Annotated in this window: 20 protein-coding genes; 12 read left to right on the forward strand and 8 right to left on the reverse strand. The window is 70.6% G+C overall.

Going from position 1 to position 20,043, the window contains the following annotated elements; all coding sequences use genetic code 11:
• Positions 1–8 precede the first annotated feature (8 nt).
• Positions 9–833, reverse strand: coding sequence for an ABC transporter ATP-binding protein (locus tag OG587_RS22795; protein ID WP_329093420.1), 825 nt, complete (start codon positions 831–833; stop codon positions 9–11).
• A gap of 183 nt (positions 834–1,016) precedes the next feature.
• Here OG587_RS22795 and OG587_RS22800 point away from each other — a divergent pair, with 183 nt between their 5' ends.
• Both OG587_RS22800 and OG587_RS22805 read left to right on the forward strand, forming a co-directional pair.
• Positions 1,017–2,216, forward strand: coding sequence for a PucR family transcriptional regulator (locus OG587_RS22800; RefSeq protein WP_329093423.1), 1,200 nt, complete (start codon positions 1,017–1,019; stop codon positions 2,214–2,216).
• A 93-nt stretch (positions 2,217–2,309) separates the two neighbouring features.
• Complete coding sequence (locus OG587_RS22805) at positions 2,310–2,738, forward strand: CBS domain-containing protein (protein WP_329093424.1); 429 nt, start codon at positions 2,310–2,312, stop codon at positions 2,736–2,738.
• A gap of 155 nt (positions 2,739–2,893) precedes the next feature.
• Here OG587_RS22805 and OG587_RS22810 read toward each other — a convergent pair whose 3' ends face one another.
• Entirely contained in the window at positions 2,894–6,238 is a 3,345-nt protein-coding gene (locus OG587_RS22810) for a S8 family serine peptidase (RefSeq protein WP_329093426.1), read from the reverse strand.
• 424 nt (positions 6,239–6,662) lie between these two features.
• On the opposite strand from OG587_RS22810, the gene OG587_RS22815 reads away from it, so the two are divergent.
• From OG587_RS22815 to OG587_RS22825, 3 genes are all read left to right on the forward strand, one after another.
• Complete coding sequence (locus OG587_RS22815) at positions 6,663–6,917, forward strand: Smr/MutS family protein (RefSeq protein ID WP_329093428.1); 255 nt, start codon at positions 6,663–6,665, stop codon at positions 6,915–6,917.
• Between the two features lie 206 nt (positions 6,918–7,123).
• Positions 7,124–7,303 (forward strand): hypothetical protein, encoded by a 180-nt coding sequence (locus tag OG587_RS22820; protein ID WP_329093429.1) that lies wholly within the window; start codon positions 7,124–7,126, stop codon positions 7,301–7,303.
• A gap of 108 nt (positions 7,304–7,411) precedes the next feature.
• Positions 7,412–8,122: a helix-turn-helix domain-containing protein gene (locus tag OG587_RS22825; RefSeq protein WP_329093431.1), complete on the forward strand. Its 711-nt coding sequence runs from the start codon at positions 7,412–7,414 to the stop codon at positions 8,120–8,122.
• Here the strand turns inward: OG587_RS22825 and OG587_RS22830 are convergent.
• A complete protein-coding gene (locus OG587_RS22830) occupies positions 8,104–8,682 on the reverse strand; it encodes a dihydrofolate reductase family protein (protein WP_329093434.1) in 579 nt (192 codons plus the stop codon). The genes OG587_RS22825 and OG587_RS22830 overlap by 19 nt on opposite strands.
• A 325-nt stretch (positions 8,683–9,007) precedes the next feature.
• On the opposite strand from OG587_RS22830, the gene OG587_RS22835 reads away from it, so the two are divergent.
• Together OG587_RS22835 and OG587_RS22840 are read left to right on the forward strand one after the other, a co-directional pair.
• Positions 9,008–10,378 (forward strand): hypothetical protein, encoded by a 1,371-nt coding sequence (locus tag OG587_RS22835; protein WP_329093436.1) that lies wholly within the window; start codon positions 9,008–9,010, stop codon positions 10,376–10,378.
• Positions 10,379–10,652: 274 nt separating this feature from the next.
• A complete protein-coding gene (locus OG587_RS22840; protein WP_329093437.1) occupies positions 10,653–11,015 on the forward strand; it encodes a hypothetical protein in 363 nt (120 codons plus the stop codon).
• Positions 11,016–11,162: 147 nt separating this feature from the next.
• Here OG587_RS22840 and OG587_RS22845 read toward each other — a convergent pair whose 3' ends face one another.
• The 3 genes from OG587_RS22845 to dhaK are packed head-to-tail and all read right to left on the reverse strand — an operon-like array spanning position 11,163 to position 13,340.
• Positions 11,163–11,534 (reverse strand): PTS-dependent dihydroxyacetone kinase phosphotransferase subunit DhaM, encoded by a 372-nt coding sequence (locus tag OG587_RS22845; RefSeq protein WP_329093439.1) that lies wholly within the window; start codon positions 11,532–11,534, stop codon positions 11,163–11,165.
• A gap of 28 nt (positions 11,535–11,562) precedes the next feature.
• Positions 11,563–12,348, reverse strand: a complete 786-nt coding sequence (gene dhaL, locus OG587_RS22850; RefSeq protein WP_329093441.1) for a dihydroxyacetone kinase subunit DhaL — start codon at positions 12,346–12,348, stop codon at positions 11,563–11,565.
• Positions 12,348–13,340 carry a dihydroxyacetone kinase subunit DhaK gene (gene dhaK / locus OG587_RS22855; RefSeq protein WP_329093443.1) on the reverse strand — a complete coding sequence of 331 codons (993 nt, stop codon included), beginning with the start codon at positions 13,338–13,340 and terminating at the stop codon, positions 12,348–12,350. The genes dhaL and dhaK overlap by 1 nt, the downstream gene beginning before the upstream one ends.
• A gap of 263 nt (positions 13,341–13,603) precedes the next feature.
• Here dhaK and OG587_RS22860 point away from each other — a divergent pair, with 263 nt between their 5' ends.
• The 4 genes from OG587_RS22860 (at position 13,604) to OG587_RS22875 (ending at position 17,708) form a co-directional block, all read left to right on the forward strand.
• Positions 13,604–14,377: a cyclase family protein gene (locus tag OG587_RS22860; RefSeq protein WP_329093444.1), complete on the forward strand. Its 774-nt coding sequence runs from the start codon at positions 13,604–13,606 to the stop codon at positions 14,375–14,377.
• Entirely contained in the window at positions 14,374–16,158 is a 1,785-nt protein-coding gene (locus tag OG587_RS22865; protein WP_329093445.1) for a thiamine pyrophosphate-binding protein, read from the forward strand. The genes OG587_RS22860 and OG587_RS22865 overlap by 4 nt, the downstream gene beginning before the upstream one ends.
• 75 nt (positions 16,159–16,233) lie before the next feature.
• Complete coding sequence (locus OG587_RS22870) at positions 16,234–16,986, forward strand: lysophospholipid acyltransferase family protein (RefSeq protein ID WP_329093446.1); 753 nt, start codon at positions 16,234–16,236, stop codon at positions 16,984–16,986.
• Positions 16,987–17,090: 104 nt separating this feature from the next.
• Complete coding sequence (locus tag OG587_RS22875; RefSeq protein WP_329093447.1) at positions 17,091–17,708, forward strand: protein kinase domain-containing protein; 618 nt, start codon at positions 17,091–17,093, stop codon at positions 17,706–17,708.
• Positions 17,709–17,795: 87 nt separating this feature from the next.
• Here OG587_RS22875 and OG587_RS22880 read toward each other — a convergent pair whose 3' ends face one another.
• Positions 17,796–19,127 (reverse strand): MFS transporter, encoded by a 1,332-nt coding sequence (locus tag OG587_RS22880; protein WP_329093449.1) that lies wholly within the window; start codon positions 19,125–19,127, stop codon positions 17,796–17,798.
• Between the two features lie 48 nt (positions 19,128–19,175).
• Positions 19,176–19,406, reverse strand: coding sequence for an MbtH family protein (locus OG587_RS22885; protein ID WP_329093451.1), 231 nt, complete (start codon positions 19,404–19,406; stop codon positions 19,176–19,178).
• Between the two features lie 312 nt (positions 19,407–19,718).
• Here OG587_RS22885 and OG587_RS47240 point away from each other — a divergent pair, with 312 nt between their 5' ends.
• Positions 19,719–19,919: a DUF885 family protein gene (locus tag OG587_RS47240; protein ID WP_443075601.1), complete on the forward strand. Its 201-nt coding sequence runs from the start codon at positions 19,719–19,721 to the stop codon at positions 19,917–19,919.
• Positions 19,920–20,043 lie beyond the last annotated feature (124 nt).

The following is a 20,043-nucleotide window of genomic DNA, read 5'->3' on the forward strand; positions in this document are numbered from 1 at the left end:
TGTATCACTCACGCGGACCACCTCGCCAGGGCCGGGCGAGCGGCCTCCCGCGTCCCCGGGGCGGACGCGGACGCGTCCTCGATGCCCAGGTAGCGGCGGCGCACCTCGTCGCTCGCGGCGAGCTCGGCGGCCGGTCCCGACAGCACCACCTCGCCGACCTCCAGCACGTAGGCGTGCGAGGCCAGGGAGAGGGCCATCGCGGCGTTCTGCTCCACCAGGAGCACCGTGGTGCCCCCGGCGTTGATCTCGCGAACGGTGTCGGCGATCCTGGCGGCCGTCATCGGCGCGAGACCGAGGGTGGGCTCGTCCAGCAGCAGCATCCTGGGCCTGGCCATCAGCGCGCGGCCGATGGCGAGCATCTGCTGCTCGCCCCCGGACAGCAGCCCCGCGCGCTGTCCGGCGCGCTCGGCGAGCACGGGGAAGAGCGCGAGAACCCTCTCCCTCGTCTCGGCCGCCGACCGCCGGTCGGGCGCGCCGAGGGCGCCGGCCCGCAGGTTCTCCTCGACCGTCATCCGCGCGAAGACCCTGCGCCCCTCGGGTACCTGGACGACGCCCCTCGCCACGACGGCCGAGGTGGCGGTGCCGGACAGCCGCGTACCGCCGAACCCGACCTCGCCCGCGGTGATCCCGCCCCGGTGGAACCCCAGGGTGCCCGACACGGCGCGCAGCAGGGTCGACTTCCCCGCGCCGTTGCCGCCGAGCACCGCGACGACCGAGCCGCGCGGGACGTCCAGCGAGACACCCCGCAGGGCCAGGACCGGGCCGTAACCCACCGCCAGATCCCTGACGACCAGCCCGTAATCTTCGGGCGGGCGGGGGTCGTGCACGTCCATGTGTGCCTCCTGACAGCCGATGAACGCACCCAACCGAGGTGCTTCACCGGCGTCCAGAGGGCGGGGTGAAGTCGGGGCGGGTGCCCATGCGGGGCGGGTGCCGGTTGTGCGCGGGCACAACCCCGGGTCACGAAACAGAACAGAACCTTGTTCGGCCAGGTGTCTTGCTGTCACGATCCCCAGATGGGGACCCGGCCGGTTACGGACGACGAAGTACGCAGGATCATGCGCCTGGCCGCCCGCAGGCTGTTGCGGAGACTTCCCGAGCTCACCGACGAGCTCGTCGCCAAGATCCGCGACACCGACGAGGCGTACCGGCGGATGGTTCCCACCGACGACCACTGGCAGAGCGTCTACGAGGCGATGCGGGACGGTATCGGGGCGATCCTGCTGCCCCGCTCCGAACGATGCGACCTGCCGCAGGCGGAGAGGACCGCCCGGCGCAGGGCGGAGCAGGGGCTGCCCATGGACTCCCTGCTGCGCAGCTACCGGCTCTCCGCGCAGGTGATGTGGGACGGTCTCATCGACGTGGTCACCGAGGAGGAGTCGGACAGCCTGCCGGTCCTGATCCGCAGTGCCACGAAGGTGTGGCACGCCATCGACCGGCAGGCGATCGCCGCCGCCGAGGCCTACCGAAGACGGGAGGCCGAGATGTTCGGCCGTACAGCCGAGAGGGTCCAGGCCCTGCTCGACGCGCTACTGGAGGACCGGACCGACGCCGCCCTCGTCCGCAGCGCCGCCGCCGCGCTCGACCTGCCGGAGCTGGGCCGGTACGCCGTCGTCATCACCCGGCTGCCCGGCCGCCACGACCACGGGGACGACTCCCCGCGGCCGACCGCCCTGGGCGTGATGCGGCTGCTGTGGCGGATGCGCCCCGACTACGAGGTGTCGGTCGTGCTGCTGCACGACGCGGACATGGACGACCTGGCCGGAGAGCTCCGCCCGCACGTCACCGGATGCGCCGGGATCAGCCCGGTCGTCGAGGGACTGGCGGAACTGGGCCGCGCCAGGCGGCTCGCCGAACTGGCCCTGCGGACCTGCGTGGGTGAGGGTCCGGAGATCGCCAGGCTGGAGGACAGGCTGCCCGCCGCGCTGATCGTCAGCCAGCCCGAGCTCGCGGGCCACCTCAGCGGCGCTGTGCTGAGGCCCATCCTCGCCCTCGACCAGGCCGACAGGGATGTGCTCCTCGGCACCCTGGAGGCGTGGCTGCGGTGCGAGGGTTCGGCCATGCGCGCCGCCGGGCAGCTGTACTGCCACCGCAACACGGTCTTCAACCGCATCCGCCGCATCGAGCAGCTCACCGGCCGGTCGCTCGCCCGCCCGCTCGACATCGTGGAGCTCACCCTGGCCCTCGACGCGGTGCGGTTGCTCCCCATCACCTGACAATCCACACTTTGCCCCTTCCGGCGCTTAGCGTGTGGCACAAGAGGGCAAAGGTAGGGGATACCCGCGCCAGGCTGAACCGAGGTGGTGTCAATGCTGATCGGTACGATTCTGCAAGGCAAGGGAGTGGAGGTGGCGACCGTCCGCCCGGATGCGACGGTCACCGCGCTCCTGGCCGTTCTGGCCGAGAAGAACATCGGTGCCGTGGTGGTGTCCGAGGACGGCTCGTCCATCGCGGGCATCGTCTCCGAGCGCGACGTCGTGCGGCGGCTGCACGACCGCGGCGCCGGTGTGCTGGACGACCCGGTGTCGTCCATCATGACGACCGAGGTCCGCACCTGCCCGCCGGACGCCAACGTCGACGACCTCCGCCAGACCATGACCACGCACCGCATCCGGCACGTGCCGGTCGTGAGCGCCGGCCGGCTGGCCGGGATCGTGAGCATCGGCGACGTGGTCAAGAGCGCCATCGAGGCGCTGGAGACCGAGAAGGCCCACCTGGTCGACTACCTCCACCGCTGAGCCGGGGTCCGGTTCGCGAGCCCGGGTCCGAAGGGGCTCGATCCCTGAGCCCGGGTCCCCCGGGATCCGGGCACTTGAGTCCGGGTAGGCCTTTGGGATCGTCCCCCGAAGCCCGGATGGGCCCGGCGCGTCGCGCCGGGCCCATCACGTTCCCGCTACTGCACGGTTATCTTGTCCACCTCGATCGTCAGGCCCTTGACCTGCGGTGTCGAGGTACCCGTCGTCACCGTTCCGATCCCGGGGCTGACGCCCTTGATCTTCATCGTGTAGCTCAGGCTGCCTCCCGGGGCGCCGGGCGTGCTGGACACCCGGAGGTCCTCGGTCGGCGGGCCGGTGATCTGGCCGCCCGCGGTGCCGTCGGCGTTCTCCGCGCCCACGGTCAGGCCGTAGCCCGCCGGAGGATCACCGGGCAGGTTGGCCGAGTCGTAGGTGTAGGTGATGTCCTCGGTCCCGTTCAGGCCGATCCACTGCTGGAAGACCTTGGTGTCGCTCGTACCGTAGATGTTGACCCGCCACTCGATGACGAGCCAGTCACTGACGCCGTCGGTCAGCGTGCCGGCGTAGACGCCCGGCGTGCCGGTGCCGTCCAGGTCGGTCCAGTAGGGGGCGAGCACGTTGTTCGGGACCGCGGGGTCGGGCAGGGTCTGCGGCTCGAACGAGACGTCGGCCGAGCCGGAGGTTCCCCCGGCGACCGTGTAGCCGTTGGAGACGACGCCGAGCCTGGTGTAGGTCCTGCCCGCGTACTGGAACGCGGGGACGGTGAAGTTGATCGCCTGCTCGTCGCCGATCGGCGTCGGCGCGATGCCGAAGGCGTCGAGCGGCAGGTACGGTGCCGGACCGGTGCCCGGGGTGACGTTCGGCCTGTCCGGCTGCTTGGCCGCGAGGGTGGTCTTCGTCGTCGCGATCTGGGAACCGACCTTGGTGGCGCCGGTCACCGAGTTCAGGCGCAGCCTGCCGTCCAGCGTGCTGACCGCCGTGACCTCGGCGTCCTCAAGGGTGTCGTTCTGCACGGTGACCGTACAGGTGGACTCGCCGGTGTTGCGCGGGATGGTGGCCGGTGCGCAGGTCTGGTCCACCGGGACGGCGCCCTCCTTGCGGACGAACGCAACCGGCAGGTGCAGGTTGCGCGAGCCGCCCACCTGCTTGAGGTTCACCTGGCCGAAGTACTGGCCCTCGGGCAGGTCCGGCGCGGTGATCACCACGCTGAGCTTGACGCTCTTGCCCGCCTTCACGCTGAACAGCGGCGGCAGCACCGTGATGTTCGCGCCGCTCACGGTCGTGCCCGTGGCGGTGAAGGTGAGCGTCTTGTTCGTGACGTTGGTGAACGTCCGCTTGGCGGTGATGAGACCCGGCATGATCGGGGCGTTCACCGACGGCAGGTTCAGGTCGATGCGGTTCAGCGGGTCGTTGGCCGAGGCGGTGAAGTTCGCGCCCGTCTCGTCCAGGGTCAGGCCGGGATCGCCGGCCTTGGTCAGGTCGATGCGCCCGCCGCCGGTGTCGAACGGGTCGGCCGGGGTGACGCGGTCCTGCTTGGTGACCGAGGTCTTGGCCGTCGTCTCCAGCGCGGACTTCACCTGGCCCGGCGTCCAGTCCGGGTGCAGCGCGAACACCAGGGCCGCGGAGCCCGCGACGTGCGGCGACGACATCGAGGTGCCCGAGATGACCTGGTACAGGTTGCCCTGCGGGCCACCGGCCGGACCCTCCAGCGTCGGCGTCTGCCCGGCCAGGATGTGCAGGCCGGGGGCGGTGACGTCCGGCTTGAGGAAGTCGCCGCCGGGGCCGCGCGAGGAGAACGTGGTGATCGCGTCGCCCTGCCAGGAGGCCTTGGTGCCCTGGGTGAAGGAGGCCGTCGCGCCGGGGTTGGCCGACAGGAACGCCAGCAGGGCGTCGCCCTCGGGCTTGTCGATGTGGACGGAGGGGATCCAGTGGTTGTCCGTCATCACGTCGAGCGCGGTGGAGTTGTACAGGATCATCCCGGCCGCGCCGCCCTGCCGGATGTTGAAGCCCTTCAGGACCCGGTCGGGACCGCGCTCACAGACGACGATCTTCCCGACGAACAGGCCCGGGGGAGCGGGCGAGGTGCAGAGCGGGTTGGAGTACGGGGGAGCCGAGGCCCGCACCACCGGCAGCGGGGAGGCGAGGCCCGGGGTGATGGAGGCACCCTTCACCGTGGCCGTCGCGCCGCCGGAACCGGACAGCGTGACCGTCGACTGGAAGGTCCTGGTCTGGGTGGAGGCCGCCACCGTGGTCACCCACGGGCTGACGTGGTTGACGGTCGCCGCGCCGGGGCCGGCGTTGCCCGCCGAGGCCGAGACGAGCACGCCCGCCGCGTACGCGTCGAGGAAGGCCAGCTCCACCGGGTCGCTGTAGGGGGAGGTGCCGCCGGAGATCGAGAAGTTGATCACGCGGACGCCGTCGAGGATGGCCCGGCCGACCGCCTGGGCGGAGTCGGAGGGGTAGCAGCCCGCCTGGCCGCAGACCTTGTAGACCGACACGTGCGCCGCGGGGGCGATGCCGTGGATCGGTCCCCGGCTGATGCCGAGCGGGTTCGTGTCGGCCACCGGGCCGCCCGCCGAGGTCGTCGCGGTGTGGGTGCCGTGACCGTTGGAGTCGCGGGCGCTGTCCGGGTAGACCTCGCCGCCGACGATCGCGTTGTAGGTCTCCAGGAACGGGGCGCCACCGATGATCTTCCGGTTGCAGGCGAACGTGTCGGCCGCCGGGGTGAGCGGGTTGTCGCCGAAGTCGCAGGTACGCGGCGTGCCGTCCTTGGTCGGCGGTGCGGCGGGCAGCGTGCCGGGGTCGGCGAACTGGGGGTGCTCGGGCCAGGCGCCGGAGTCCAGGATGCCGACGATGACACCCTTGCCCGACGAGGAGCTGCCGCCCAGCTTGCTGTAGATCGCGGGCGCTCCGATGAACGCGGGGCTGGAGTCGGTCAGCAGCTGCTCGGGCTTGTCCTCCTGGACGGCGGCCACGCCGGGCAGCTTCAGCAGCGAGGCCGCCTTGTTGGCGGGGACGCGCAGCGCGATGCCGCCGTAGACGGTCCGCAGTTTCTGGCCAGCCTTGGCGCCTGGCACGTTCCTGGCCAGTTCGGCGAGGAAGGTGTTCTCGACGTCCTCGATGTGTTGCTGGTATTTCCTCGCGTCGCCACTCTTGATATCAAGGGCCTTTCCGGTCTTCGCCGGACTCGTCGCGGGAAGCCCTTCGAGGCCACCCTGATAGGCGGCGAAAGAGTCGTAGTCGAGCTTGACCATCACGTTGACCGTGGCGCCCGAGGTCGACTTCAGCAGCCCCTCGTCACTCCGGGCGAGTTTGCCGGTGGGGGACTTCGCGCCCTGGACCGGCTCACCCCCGGTCAGGGGAGTCGCCGTCCACTTGGCGGACGGCGTGGGGGTGGGGGTGGGATCCGCGCTCGCCGGCGGCGCCATCGCCGCAACGAGCCCGACGCCGGCGGCGAGCGCCGCCACGCGTCTGATCCTCGGTGAGTAGGGCTTTCTGGTCAACGAGACCTCCCTGTAGGCACGCATGAACCGCTCACGTGGCAGGGAGGGGAGGCCACCCGCACGCCTGGGGCAAGGCATGCCTGGGAGGGCGCGACCCTCCCCGTCGGGTGACACGCGATCGGCCACCCGGTAAGGGCGGCCGATCATGACAGGGAGCCTAACTAGAGACCATTTGTTTGCCTAGATCATGAAATTGACACAATCATCGTGGGAATTGGTCAAATTTGATCGCAGACTCGGCGGAGTTTCCGTACTTCCGCGGCTCGGGCGTCTCCGTGCCCGCCTTATCCGCGACCGCGGGGAGGGCGTGACCGGGGGAGGGCGCGACCGAGGGAGGCGTGACCGCGAGGAGGGGGCGACCGCCGCGAAGGCGGGGCGTTCCGCCGCGCGTAAACTGGCCTCACCTGACACGCGGGAGGCTCGGTTGAAGCTCAAGCTTGATCTACACCCCCTCTACAACAAGGGCGGAGAGATCGACAAGGCGCTGCGGGGCATCATCGACGAGGCCATCAGGAAGAAGGCCACCGAGGTCGAGATCATCCCCGGCAAGGGCTCGGGCCAGCTGAAGAAGAAGGTCCTGCGCTTCCTGGAGCAGAAGGAGATCAAGGCCCTCTACCACCGCATCGACAAGGACGCCAAGAACCACGGCCGCCTCTTCGTCTACTTCCGCTACAAGTAGGGAAGGGAAGTCTCCGACCTGCGGTGACCTATTTCGTGGGCGAGTACCGCCGACCCGCGGGCGCGTACCGAGCCCGGCCGGGACGCGTTCCTCGCCCGCTTCGAACCTCCTCGCCGCGGCGGGTTCGTTCGTCCGCTCCCGCACACGGCGACGCCGCTGACACAAAGGCGCTTATACGGCCTGGGCGGGCCCGACTCCTGGGTGATGTGCAGGTCGACGGCGCGGCCGGGGGTGTCCGCTCGACTCGACGCCGTCCCGGAGCCCGCAGCCCGCAGCGCAACTGCCACACCCGGCCCCACTGCTGCACCGCGTACGACACCTGCGGGGAACGGGTCGCCTTCGCCCCGGCCAGATCCCACAACTCGGCACACAACTCCTCGGCGTAGCGACCTCGATGTCGTGGGGGTGGAACTCTCATCGCCAGATCGACCAGGCGTCGCGCCGATGGGGCCGGCTCGATTGGGTGTACGACGAACTGTGCCTATCCTTCTCCCGTGGCACTGTGGTTCGAGACTCGCGCGTCCGACTCGCCCTGGGTCGACACCGTGTGGACCTGTACGAGCGAGTGGGTCGCGGAGATGACCTCGGTGGCGACGGTGTGCTGGGGTCTGGTGTTCTGGGAGCTCGAGGGCACGGCGTACGCGAGCGTCTCCGGCCCTGAGACCAGGACCGGCACCGCGCCGGTGCCGGAGGGCGCTACCTTCGTCGGCATCGAGTTCGCGGTGGGCACCTGGCTCCGGGCCGTGCCCACGCCGGCCCTGGTCGACTGTGGCGTCGAGCTCCCCGACGCCACGCACAGGACCTTCCGGCTGGACGGTCTCCGTTGGGAGACTCCCGGCCCCGACGACGCCGAGGCCCTGGTCGACCGCCTTGTGCGCGCCGGAGCCGTGGTCCGTGACCCGCTCGTCGCCGAGGTCTGCCGAGGTCACCGTCCAGTGGTCTCGGGACGCACCGTCGAACGCCGGTTCCGCGCGGCGACCGGGCTCACCCGGGGGGCCGTACGGCAGATCGAACGCGTCCGCAAGGCCTCGGCGCTGCTGGCCGACGGCACCCCGGTCACCGATGTCGTCTCCAAGCTCGAGTACTTCGACGAGCCGCACCTGGCCCGTGCGCTGCGACGGTACGTCGGGCGTACGGCGCGACAACTCCGCGAGGGCACCGGCGGTGCGATCGCCCTGGATCTGGATCAGCCGACGACGTCGTAGATCAACTTGATGACACCGTTGGGGTAGGCCGCGGACGCCCGAAGGCTCAGTGCCTGCTTGTCCTTGTCCGCGCTGCTGAACAGGCTCTTCCCGGCTCCGAGCAGCACCGGGAAGACGAGCAGGTTGTACCGGTCGACCAGGCCCGCGTCCGACAGGCGTCGAGCGAGCTCCGCACTCCCGTGGATGAAGATCGCGCCACCCTCGCTCTTCTTGAGCTCGACGACGTCCTCGGTCGAGCGCAGGATCGTCGTCGGCCCCCAACCCTCGACGAGGGCGTCGTCGGGCAGCGTGGTCGAGACCACGTACTTGGGCAGTTCCCTGTAGGCGGCGTGGTCCTCCGAGTCGCGCCAGATCGGTGCGAACACCTCGTAGCTGCGGCGGCCGAACATCAGCGCCGTCGTATCCTCGAGCTCCTCGCCCTTGAGTGAGAACGCCTCGGGCAGGAACTCGATGTCCTTGACCACCCAGCCACCGCTGCGGTGGTCTTCGCCCGGCCCGCCACCCGGGGAGTCCACAACGCCGTCGAGCGAAACGAACGCGGTATAGACCAGATCACGCATGTGCTGTTCTCCTCATTTTGCCGGGCGACGAGGCCGCCAGGTAGATGGTGTTGCCACGCCGACGCACCGCGGCGGAGTGCCCACGCCCATGCTAGGAAGCGCCACCGCGGCCGTCTTGTACGGAAACGACGGCCCGAGGAGGTAGCGGACGACGCCACGACCGGGCAGTGGCCGATCCTCCCGGTGTGATTCCACGTCCCCGTTCCTGGAACTTTATGTTTGCTTTATCCGTCACTTCTGGAAAAGGGGGCTTTCCGAAGCGGGGGAGACGGGGGTAGCGATAGGCGCGAGACGATCGCTCGCCGGGGGCGGGTGTGAGATGGGGGTGGACGACGGTTGTCTCGTCGTCGAGGTGCCCGGCCGTCATCCGATCCGGTTGCCGCTCACCGGTGAGGAACGCGCGGCCTTCCTGGTCCTGTACCGCCTTCCCCGCGAGATCGGGGTCGTGTACGGGGTCGCGGTCCTGGACGCCGAGGGAAGGGTCATGCTCGACTCCCCGGGAGCCAGGCCCCGTCATCTGGTGGAGACGCTCGCCGCGGACGCCGGGCTGACCTTCGAGTACCGGCTCTACGCCACCGAGTGGGAGGGGCGCGCCGCCCTTGAGAACCGGGCGCCGCTGTGGCGCACCACGGCGGACGCGGGACTCCCGGTGCGCGGCGACCACTCTCACGAGGCGGCGGCCCGGCTCAGGCCGTCCGACGAGGTGTCCGGCGAGCTCCGGCCGTACGAGGGGGCGTTGGAGGGCACGCCCCGCCCGGCGACCACCCTCGGCTGGGACGGCCCGACGCTGGTCGCGAGGGACCCGGTGGCCGGACGTTCGCTGCTGCTCGCGCCCGCCTCCCTGTACCACTACCGGTACGAGCGCCGGGTGTTCGTCTCCGGTAAGGAGGAGTCGCGCTCCCTCACCGGGCTGGCCGTGCTCGACGCCGACGGGCTGGTGCTCGCCGACCTTCCCGGCGCGTGGACGGCCCACGAGGTGGCCGCCTTCGCGGCCGGGCGGCAACTTCTCGTGCACGACGCCCTGGTGATGTCGTCGAGGATGGTGCGTACCGTGCTGAGCAGGCGGGCCCCCGGCTGGACGCGCCTCACCGGGCTGGAGGTCCCCCGGCTGTCCAGGGCCAAGAAGACCGTGGCGGTCTGCGCGGGGGTGGCCGGGTTGTTCGCGATGGCCTATGTCGTCGCGACGGGTGGCTGGTTCGCGTGGCGGGGGCTGTCCGCGCTGGGCGGGATGCTGCTGGACCTGCTGGACGCCAAGTGGCTGGCGGTCTTCTTCGCCCCCCTGCTCGTCCTCCTGAAGCCCGTGCGGCAGGCGTGGCACAACCGGCGTGTCCGGCGCGGCTCAGCGCTCGGGCCGCCCGGAGGGCCGTACCTCTCCGTCCCGCGCGGGAAGACGCTGCGTGTTCCGCACGGGAGGACGCTGCGTGTCCGGCTCGGCTCGCGGATGGTCTCCGACGACATCGAGATCGGGCCCGACCTGGGCTGCGCGGCCGCCCTGATCGCCTACCGTCACGAGAAGTTGCCGGGGCTCTTCGTGGTGGACGGCGAGGGAAGGCCCGTCCGCCACCTGCCGGGCCCGTGGCCGCTGGAGGACACGCACCGCTTCGCCGCGCGGCACGGACTCGGCTTCGAGGTACGGACGCTGTCCCGCGAGGAGTATCTCGACCTCACCGCCCGTGCCCGCGACGCCGTACCCTGACCAGCACGACGACGGTGCGAGGGGCGCGTCTCGATGCCCGCTGCCTCTGAGCGTGAGGATTCCACCGTGACGGATCGACGCAGGGTGGGGTCGTACGGCACCATTATGTGACGCATGACGGCAATGTCCTCTCCAGTGATCGGCGAAGCCTCCGGCAGCCCGCGGATCGCGGCGGGGTTCTGCCCGGGTGGAGGCCCGATCCTCTCGTGAACGACCTTCCAGAGAACTCGCCGCTCCCACCCGCATACTTCTCACCTCCCCTGAAAGGCCCCCTATGAGCGACATCAACGCACTCCTCGCCCAGCGCGCCGAGCTGGATCGCCAGATCGAGGAACTCCAGTCCGGAGACCTGAAGGAGCGCGAGAACACGCTCGGTGACATCCTCGCGGCCGTCGCCGAGTGGGCCACCGTACGCGGCCACGAGGCGCTCAGGAGGGAGCTCAAGAACTGGGAGTACGTCACCTTCGCGGGTATCGAGGTCGGCGTGGGTCACGACGGCGGTGAGCGCTGGGGGCTGCCGCAGAGCTCGGTCACCGTGATGGACTCCGTCAGCGGGACCGACGTGGAGTTCGGGACCACGCCCCCTCCGGTCCAGGCCGTCCTCGGCCTGCTGGAGGGCCTGCTGGCCACGCGCTGACCCCGCCTCGCGCGTACGTCGGAGTCTCGGTCCGCACGGACCGGCCCTGCCTCGCGCGTACGTCGGAGTCTCGGTCCGCACCGACCGGCCGGGTCTCGCGGGTACGCCGGAAATCCCTGTTCTCCCCGGAGGGCGGGGGTTTCCGCCTCAGAGCTTGCGGAAGGTCCTCGCCTCCTCGGCCGCCGCGAGCACGGCCTGCAGCGAACAGCCGGTGCCCGCCGACACGACGGCCGAGATGGTCCCCTCCACGAACGGCACGTCGGCGATCACCACACGTTCGTCCGCGAAGAGCCGGGCGGTGAGCACCGAGCTTCCCAGGTCGGGGATGAGGATCACCCCCTCTCCCCGGTCCACCTCCTCGATCGCCGCCGCCACCAGGTCGGGACTGGTCCCGAGGCCGCCGTCCTCGGTGCCGCCCGCGGCGGCCAGCGGCACGTTCGTGCCGCCGATCTGCGCGGCCAGCAGCGCCACCGCGGCCGCCAGCGGGCCGCTGTGCGAGATGAGGACGATGCCTACCACGGGGCCACCGGCCGTCCCGCCAAGCGGGTCATCGCGCAGTCACCGTGTGCAGGGCGGAGATGATGAGCGCGGTGGAGGCGGCGCCGGGGTCCTCGTGGCCCACGCTGCGCGGCCCGAGATAGCTGGCCCGCCCCTTGCGGGCCTGCATCGGGATCGTCGCCTCGGCTCCGGTAAGGGCCGCCGACGCCGCGGCGCCGATCGCCTCCGCCGGGTCCTTCCCATCCCGTACGGCCTGCTCCAGTGCCCGTACGGCCGGGGCGAGGGCGTCCACCATGGTCTTGTCGCCCTCGGCCGCCGACCCCAGCTTCCGCACCCCGGCGAGCCCGGCCTCCAGGGCCGCGTGGAGCTGCGCGACGGACACCTCGGGGGTGTCGCCCAGCGTCTTGCCCGCCTCTCGGAACGCCGTGCCGTACAGGGGACCGGACGCCCCGCCGACCTTGCGGATCAAGGTGTTGCCCACCAGCACCAGCAGCGCTCCCGGGGTGCCGGGTTCCCCGGCGGCCAGAGCCTTGGCGACCGCGGTGAGACCCCGGTCGAGGTTGGCCCCGTGGTCGGCGTCGCCGATCGCGGCGTCCAGGCCGGTCAGCCGCTCCCTCTCGGCGGCGACGGTCCTGGCGGTCTCCTCGATCCAGGCGGTGAAAAGGGCGGTGTCCATCGCGGTGTTCATCCCAGCGTCGTCCGTGTCGGTGTGCGGGCCGGCGTCCGTGCCGGTGTGTGTCCCAGTATCCGGGTCGGTGTGCGGGCCGGCGTTCGTCTCGGTGTTCGTGTCGCTGTGCGGATCGGTGTGCGGGGCGGCGTCCGCGTCGGAGGTCATCAGCGGCCCCAGCGCAGGGCGGGGGTCTCGACGGGGGCGTCCCACAGCCGGGTGAGTTCCTCGTTCAACCGGCAGACCGTGATCGAGAACCCCTGCATGTCGAGGCTCGTGACGTAGTTGCCGACGAGGTTCCGCGCCGCCCGCGCCCCCTTCTCCGCCAGATGGTCCACGACGGCCGCGTAGGCGATGTACAGCTCGATCAGCGGCGTGCCGCCCATGCCGTTCACCATGACGAGGGTGTCGCCGGAGATCGGCAGGTCCTCGTGGATCGCGTCCATCGCCAGGTGGACCAGCTCGCGGGCCGGGCGCATGGCCGAGCGTGTCCGGCCGGGCTCGCCGTGGATGCCGATGCCCAGCTCGATCTCGGTGTCGGCGAGGTCGAAGGTGGGCATGCCCGCCGCGGGCGTGGTGCAGGGGCTCAGCGCGACCCCGAAGGAGCGGCTGCGGGCGTTGACCTCCCTGGCCACCCGCGCGACCTCGGTCAGCGGCGCGCCGGTCTCGGCCATCGCCCCGGCGATCTTCTCGACGAACAGCGTGGCGCCGGTGCCCCTGCGCCCCGCCGTGTAGAGGGAGTCGCGTACGGCCACGTCGTCGTCGACCAGCACGCTCTCCACCCGCACCCCCTCCTCGCCGCTCAGCTCGGCGGCCATCTGGAAGTTCAGCACGTCGCCCGTGTAGTTCTTCACGATGTGCAGGACCCCCGCCCCGCCGTCCACCGCCGCGGTGGCCTCGATCATCTGGTCGGGTACGGGAGAGGTGAAGATCTCACCGGCGCAGGCCGCGTCGAGCATGCCGTACCCCACGAATCCGGCGTGCAGCGGCTCGTGCCCCGACCCGCCGCCGGACACCAGGCCCACCTTGCCCGGACGCGGCCCCGAGGCCCGGAACACGATCTGGTTGTCCACGTCCACCCGCAGCCCGGGATGGGCCGCCGCGACGCCGCGCAGCGCATCGGGAACGACTGACTCGACCTCGTTGATGAGCTTTTTCACAGTTCCCAAACTCGCCCTGTTCGCGGGCGATGGCAAGCATCGGCCGGCGGAAGCCCTCTCCTCCCGGGCTCCGAGCCGCGGACCGTGCCGGAGGCGAGGGCCGATGCCCGGCGGGCGCGGGAGGGGCCGGTATGGGGCCGGTGCGGGTCCTGGCGCCTGGCGGCCCGGCGCGCGGTGGGCGTCGGCCGGTGCGTGCGCGAAGGTGGCGGCGGAGATGGCGGTGTAGGAGGATCTGCCCAGGTCTTATCCCAGCTGGAGGCGTCATGTCGGTGTTGCGGAACCTGGTGGAGAGCATCCGGAACGGCGGGATCGAGGTGATCGACCTGACGGCGCCGCTGTCGTCGGAGACGCCGATCCTGCGGCTGCCGGAGCCGTTCGGCAACACCGTCCCGTTCACGCTCAAGGAGATCAGCCGCTACGACGACCGCGGCCCCGCGTGGTACTGGAACGACATCGTGACCGGTGAGCACACCGGCACCCATTTCGACGCGCCCGTTCACTGGGTCACGGGCAAGGACGGCGAGGACGTCTCGCAGGTGCCGGTCGAGCGGCTGATCGCCCCGGCCGTGGTCCTCGACTTCGCCGCCGAGGCGGCCGAGGACCCCGACTTCCTGCTGGAGATCGCGCACGTCAAGGCGTGGGAGGAGGCCAACGGGCCGCTGCCGGAGGGCGGATGGCTGCTCTACCGCACCGGCTGGGACGCCTACTCCCACGACCAGGAGCGCTTCCTGAACGCGAGCGAGACCGGCCCGCACACGCCCGGCGTCTCGGTCGAGTGCGCCCGGTGGCTGGCCGAGGAGACCTCTGTCGCCGGGCTGGGTGTGGAGACCGTGGGCACCGACGCGGGCGCCGCGCACGGCTTCGACCCCGCCTTCCCCTGCCACTCGTTCCTGCTGGGCGCGGGGAAGTACGGTCTGACCCAGCTGCGCAACCTCGACCGGCTCCCGGCGACCGGCGCCGTGGTCGTCGCGCCGCCGCTGCCCATCGCCGGAGGCTCGGGCAGCCCGCTGCGGGTGCTGGCCCTGGTCGAGAGGTGAACGTCGCCGAGGTCGTGGGGCGGACCCTCGCCTCACTCGGCGTGGACACCGCCTTCGGGGTGGTGGGCAGCGGCAACTTCCACGTGACCAACGCCCTGGTCGCGCAGGGTGTGCGCTACGTCGCCGCACGCCACGAGGGTGGTGCGGCGACCATGGCCGACGCCTACGCCCGCCTCAGCGGCGGGGTCGCCGTGCTCAGCGTCCACCAGGGGCCGGGGCTCACCAACGCGATGACCGGTATCGCCGAGGCCGCCAAGAGCCGTACCCCGCTCGTCGTGCTGGCCGGAGAGGTGACCGAGCCCCGCTCGAACTTCTTCGTCGACCAGACCGCGCTGGCGGAGGCGGTGGGTGCCGTCCCGCTGCGGATCGGGTCGGCGGAGACCGCCGCCGCCGACACGGCCGAGGCGTTCCGCACCGCTCGCGACGGGCGCCGTACGGTCCTGCTCAACCTTCCGCTGGAGGTGCAGGGGCTGGCCGTCCCGGACGCGGGCCGGGATGTTCCTGCGGCTCTCGGGGGCGGGGAGGGGGTGGGCGCGGCCGTACCGGGAGCGGGGGAGGCCACCCGGCCGGTGGAGCCCGGGACCGACGAGGTCGTCCGGCTGGTGGAGCCCGGAGCCGAACGGATCGTCCGGCCCCCGGAACCCGGCGCAGGGGCTGGGGCGATCGCCCGGCTGGTGGAGCCCGGGACCGACGAGGTCGCCCGGCTGGTGGAGATCCTCGCGGTGGCACGCCGTCCCGTCTTCGTGGCCGGGCGGGGCGCACGCGGGGCCCGGCGCGAGATCGAGGAGCTCGCCGAGCGGACCGGGGCGCTGCTGGCCACCTCCGCCGTGGCCAGGGGACTCTTCAGGGGCAGCCCGTGGGACCTGGACGTGAGCGGCGGTTTCGCCTCGCCGCTCACGGTCGAGCTCATCGGCGACGCCGACGTGCTCGTGGGCTGGGGCTGCGCCCTCAACATGTGGACCATGCGCCACGGCACGCTGATCGGCCGCGGCACCACCGTCGTCCAGGTCGACCTGGACGTCGCCGCGCTCGGCGCTCACCGGCCCGTCCACCTCGGTGTGGCCGGCGACGTCGCCCTCACCGCGCGGGCCGCCAACCGCCTGCTCGGCGAGCGTGCCGGTGCCGGTTACCGTTCGGCGGGGCTGGCCGCGCGGATCGCCGGGGAGAACCGCTGGCGGGACGTTCCCTACACCGACGAGAGCGGCGACGGCAGGATCGACCCCCGGACGCTCACGATCGAGCTGGACGACCTGCTCCCCGCGGAACGCGTCGTCTCCATCGACTCCGGAAATTTCATGGGATATCCGTCGATGTTCCTCGATGTCCCCGACGAGCGGGGATTCTGCTTCACGCAGGCGTTCCAGTCGATCGGCCTCGGCCTGGCCACCGCGATCGGCGCGGCCCTGGCCCAGCCGGACCGGCTCCCGGTGGCCGCGCTGGGCGACGGGGGCGCCCTGATGGGCGTCGCCGAGCTGGAGACGGTCGTACGGCTCGGCCTCCCGATGGTGATCGTCGTGTACGACGACGACGGTTACGGCGCCGAGGTGCACCACTTCGGCCCGGACGGGTATCCCCTGGACACCGTCACCTTCCCGCCCGCCGACATCGCCGGCATCGCCCGGGGCTTCGGCTGCGAGGCGGTCACCGTACGGGACCGGGCGGATCTCGGCGCGGTCGCCCGGTGGCTGGAGGGAGCCCGCGACCGGCCCCTGCTGATCCACGCCAGGGTCAGCCGCGCGCGGGGGGCGTGGTGGCTGGAGGAGGCGTTCCGGGGGCACTGAGGTTCCGTCCGCGCGAGGGCGTCGGGGAAGGATCGGGAGGTCGGGCCGGGTGGAGAGCTGGGGTACGGTTCAGCCATGGCTGAGATCGTGTACCCCCCGGTCCTCGGGGCGGCGTTGACCGTGTTCCGCGCGCTGGACCTCAAGATCACTGTCGAGGGTGCCGAGCACATCCCGCGGACCGGCGGGGCCGTGCTGGTCAGCAACCACATCAGCTATCTCGACTTCATCTTCGCCGGGTGGGCCGCGCGCCCGGCCGGGCGCCTGGTGCGTTTCATGGCGAAGAAGGAGGTCTTCGACCACCGGATCTCCGGCCCGCTGATGCGTGGCATGCACCACATCCCGGTCGACCGCGCGGCCGGGGCCGCCGCGTTCGGCGCGGCGCTGAAGTCGCTCAGGGGCGGCGAGGTCGTCGGGGTGTTCGCCGAGGCCACCATCAGCCGGTCCTTCACGGTCAAGGAGATCAAGAACGGCGCGGTCCGGATGGCAGTCGGCGCGAAGGTGCCGATGATCCCGGTCTCCCTGTGGGGCACCCAGCGGCTGTGGACCAAGGGCCACCCCAAGAAGCTGCTGCAGCGGCACGTGCCGATCACGATCCAGGTCGGCGAGCCCATGCACCCCCAGCGCGGCGACGACTACGACGCCGTCACCGCCGACCTGCGCGAGCGCATGGCCGAGATGCTCGACAAGGCACAGCGGAGCTACCCGGAGATCCCGCAGGGTGTCTGGTGGCAGCCCCGCCACCTCGGCGGCACCGCCCCCACCCCGGAGGAGGCCGCCGAACTCGACGCCGCCGAGGCCGAGGCGAGGGTGAGGCATCACGGGGCATGACGCCCCGGCGGTGTCCGGAAAGGTTCAGGGGTGCGACGATCCTCGGTCCGTCCCGACCTCCGCCGGCCCGGGGACTCGGCGTCGATCCGCTCAGCGCCATCGGGATGGCGAGATCGGGAAAGTACTCGCTGCTTGTCGAGATCCGCGTGAGCCAGGCGATGCCGCCCGCGACGAGCAGGGTGCCCACCACCGTGACGGGCCTCGCGCCCAGCCTCACCGTCAGCCGGGGAGTGAACGCCGAGGCCGCGATGAACCCCATGGGCAGAAGGGCGGCGGTGAGGGCGCTGCGTCCCGCATATTCTCGGGACGAGATGTTTCCCCGGCGTTTTCTGCGCGAATGGCGTACGACGGCCGGTCTCAGCCATCCCCATGTGATGCCGATCTACGGCGTTGGTGAGAATGGCGGTTTGCTTTATGCGGTCATGCCTTATATCTATGGCGGAGATCTGCGGGCACTACTCGAATCGAATGGTCCTCTCACTCTTGAAAACGCCGTATCGGTCATCGCGCAGACGGGGGAGGCCCTGGACCATCTCCACTCCCAGGGTTTGGTCCATCGGGATGTGAAACCGGTGGTCGACCGCCGGTCCGATGTCTACGCCCTCGGATGTGTGCTCTACGGGTGTCTGACCACGATGGCCTCCTTCCAGGGACACAAGCCGGCTCTCGGCCCGCGCCCCCTTCCCTTGCCGTGCTGCGCCCCGATCTCCCACCCCAGGTAGATCGTGTCGTCGCCAAAGCGATGGCCGCGAATCCGCGAGATCGCTACAGCGGCTGTGGCGGGCTCGCCGAGGCGCTGCGGCGGATCGCTATTCCCTGACCTCACGCAGTTCGGTGTCCTTGTCGGTGTTCTTGGTGCTGTCTTCGCTGTTCTCGCTGTTCTCCGTGCCCTGGCCGGGAGTGCTCCTGCGCAGCACTCCCGGCAGGGTCAACGCGACGAGTACGGTGGCCAGCGTGCCGCCGGCGCCCGCGATGATGAGGGTCACCGGCGCTGAGGTGGCGTCGAGCAGGAAACCGCCGCCGACGTAGGACAGGGCGGCCGCCAACCCGATGGCTCCGTAGAGGTTGCCGAAGACCCTGCCGAGCATCCTCGGCGGGACCAGCCGCTGCAGCATGGTGTTGGTGGCCACGTCCATCGCCGCGATGCCGAATCCACGGATGAACTGGGTGGCGAACGCGGCCGCGACGGCCCAGGCCAGCCCGGTGAGCAGGTTGCCCACGCTGCTCACCGCGAAGCCGGCGATCAACAGGACCACCAGCGGCACGCGGCTGCTGTAGCGGGTCATCAGGGCGTATCCGAAGATCAGCCCGATGCCGACCGCCCCCAGAAGCAGTCCCACCGCCGAGTCGCCGGCGGCGAAGGTCACCTTGGCCAGGAGCACCAGCGCGACGTCGTCGACTCCGTTGAACGCGACGATGGCACAGAAACCCAGGGCGATGATCCGCACCACCTTGGCCGACCAGATGTAGCCCAGCCCGGACTTCGCGTCCTGCAGGAGCGAGGACTTCTCGCCGTCCTCGGCGGGGATCGGGGGAAGGGACTTCAGCCGGAGCAGGAGCGCTCCCGCCAGCAGGAAGGAGGCGGCGTCGACCAGGAGAACGCCGCGGATGCCGATGAAGGGGAACAGCACCGCCGCGATCAGTGGCCCGATGGCCTCGGCGGCGTTGGTCCCGAAGCCGAGCGTGGAGTTGGCGGTCTCCAGGTCCTTGTCTCGCACCAGACCCGGTATCGCCGCCCGTGAGGCCGGCAGGAACACCTGCCCCGCGATGGCACGGAGACCCACCAGCACCAGCAACAGAGGCAGCGGCGGCAGCGAGAGCGCGATGAGCAGGAGGATCACGCCCTGGGTGACCTCGCAGACGATCATCACCCGCTTGAGGTCGAAGCGGTCGCTGATCGCGCCGGCGATCGGGCTGAGCAGGGAAGGAACGAAATCCCCGACAAGCAGAAGCAAGGAGACCGCGATCGCCTGCCCCGTCGTGTCGGCCACGTGAAGCATCAGCGCGACAAGGCTGAGTGTGTCGCCGGTGGCGGAGATGACTCGCGACGACCACAGCGACAGGAACCTCGGGTTGTCGCGCAGAATGCTCAGTGCGCTCGGCCCTTTCTCGGTTCCCGTGCTGGCATCAGAGGCTGACATGCTCTCTTTTCTCCTCCGCTTGGGTGGGCCGGGGCACGTCCCTTCCGGTCACCTATTGTTTCCGGTGACGTGCCCGGCCGGTTCGGTGAAGCGACGCAGGCTCAACGGGCGCATGTCGGTCCAGCGCTCGTCGATCCAGGCCAGGCATTCGTGCTTGGTTCCTTTTTTTCCTGCCTCATTCCATCCGGGCGGGTTATCACGACCCTGCGGCCAGCTGGAATACTGCTCTTCATGGTTGACCACGACCTTACAGGGATCTTCGTCTTCGATAAGCAACATGACTCCTTTTTGTTTTGATGGCGTTATTTATCGCTACTTGCACCCTTGTTGATGAGGAGTGATACGTCGTTGGTGTTGTGGCACGGCCCCGGCATCTTGGAGCTTTGACCGGGTTTGATTCCTTGTGTGTGGCTGGTAGCAGCGTTCTCCTCAGGTAATAACTGGCCCAATCCGGGCGCGAAAAAGGGCACGACTCCCGAAGATCGAGGTTCTCAAGCCATCCGATCCCAGGGGAAGCCGTGCCCGTCGCTCTATCATCACTGATCAGTCCGGCCGAGAGCGGGAAGACGACGGGATCGGTGCCCGATCGGGTTGCCCGCGAAGGGCTGCTGGCCGGGGCAGGCACTGACCTACGCGTACGGTGCCAAGATTTGGCATGACGCGCGCGAAATCGCGCGCCGTCGCCTCGGGTCCGGCTTCGATCCGCGAAATTTCCATTCCCGCATGCTCGGGCTGGGCCCCTGCGGCCTGTCGGCGGTGACGGACGTCGCGGCGACTTCGACGCTGCCCTGAGATCCCGCCGGGCGTCTGGCGGCAGCCACGCCACCTCGGCGGCACCGCCCCCACTCTCGAGGAGGCCGCCAAACTCGGCGCCGCCGAGGCCGAGGCCAGGGCGGTCGGCGACAAGCCATGAACA

It is taken from the genome of Streptosporangium sp. NBC_01469 (assembly GCF_036227305.1).
Classification (GTDB): domain Bacteria; phylum Actinomycetota; class Actinomycetes; order Streptosporangiales; family Streptosporangiaceae; genus Streptosporangium.

Coding starts and splice junctions, on each gene's coding strand:
- OG587_RS22805 (WP_329093424.1), top strand. CDS start 2,310: ATGCTGATCGGTACGATTCTGCAAGGCAAGGGAGTGGAGGTGGCGACC.
- OG587_RS22875 (WP_329093447.1), top strand. CDS start 17,091: ATGGCGAGATCGGGAAAGTACTCGCTGCTTGTCGAGATCCGCGTGAGC.
- OG587_RS22830 (WP_329093434.1), bottom strand. CDS start 8,682: ATGCGTGATCTGGTCTATACCGCGTTCGTTTCGCTCGACGGCGTTGTG.
- OG587_RS22880 (WP_329093449.1), bottom strand. CDS start 19,127: ATGTCAGCCTCTGATGCCAGCACGGGAACCGAGAAAGGGCCGAGCGCA.
- OG587_RS22800 (WP_329093423.1), top strand. CDS start 1,017: ATGGGGACCCGGCCGGTTACGGACGACGAAGTACGCAGGATCATGCGC.
- OG587_RS22870 (WP_329093446.1), top strand. CDS start 16,234: ATGGCTGAGATCGTGTACCCCCCGGTCCTCGGGGCGGCGTTGACCGTG.
- OG587_RS22840 (WP_329093437.1), top strand. CDS start 10,653: ATGAGCGACATCAACGCACTCCTCGCCCAGCGCGCCGAGCTGGATCGC.
- OG587_RS22795 (WP_329093420.1), bottom strand. CDS start 833: ATGGACGTGCACGACCCCCGCCCGCCCGAAGATTACGGGCTGGTCGTC.
- OG587_RS22885 (WP_329093451.1), bottom strand. CDS start 19,406: ATGTTGCTTATCGAAGACGAAGATCCCTGTAAGGTCGTGGTCAACCAT.
- OG587_RS22860 (WP_329093444.1), top strand. CDS start 13,604: ATGTCGGTGTTGCGGAACCTGGTGGAGAGCATCCGGAACGGCGGGATC.
- dhaL (WP_329093441.1), bottom strand. CDS start 12,348: ATGACCTCCGACGCGGACGCCGCCCCGCACACCGATCCGCACAGCGAC.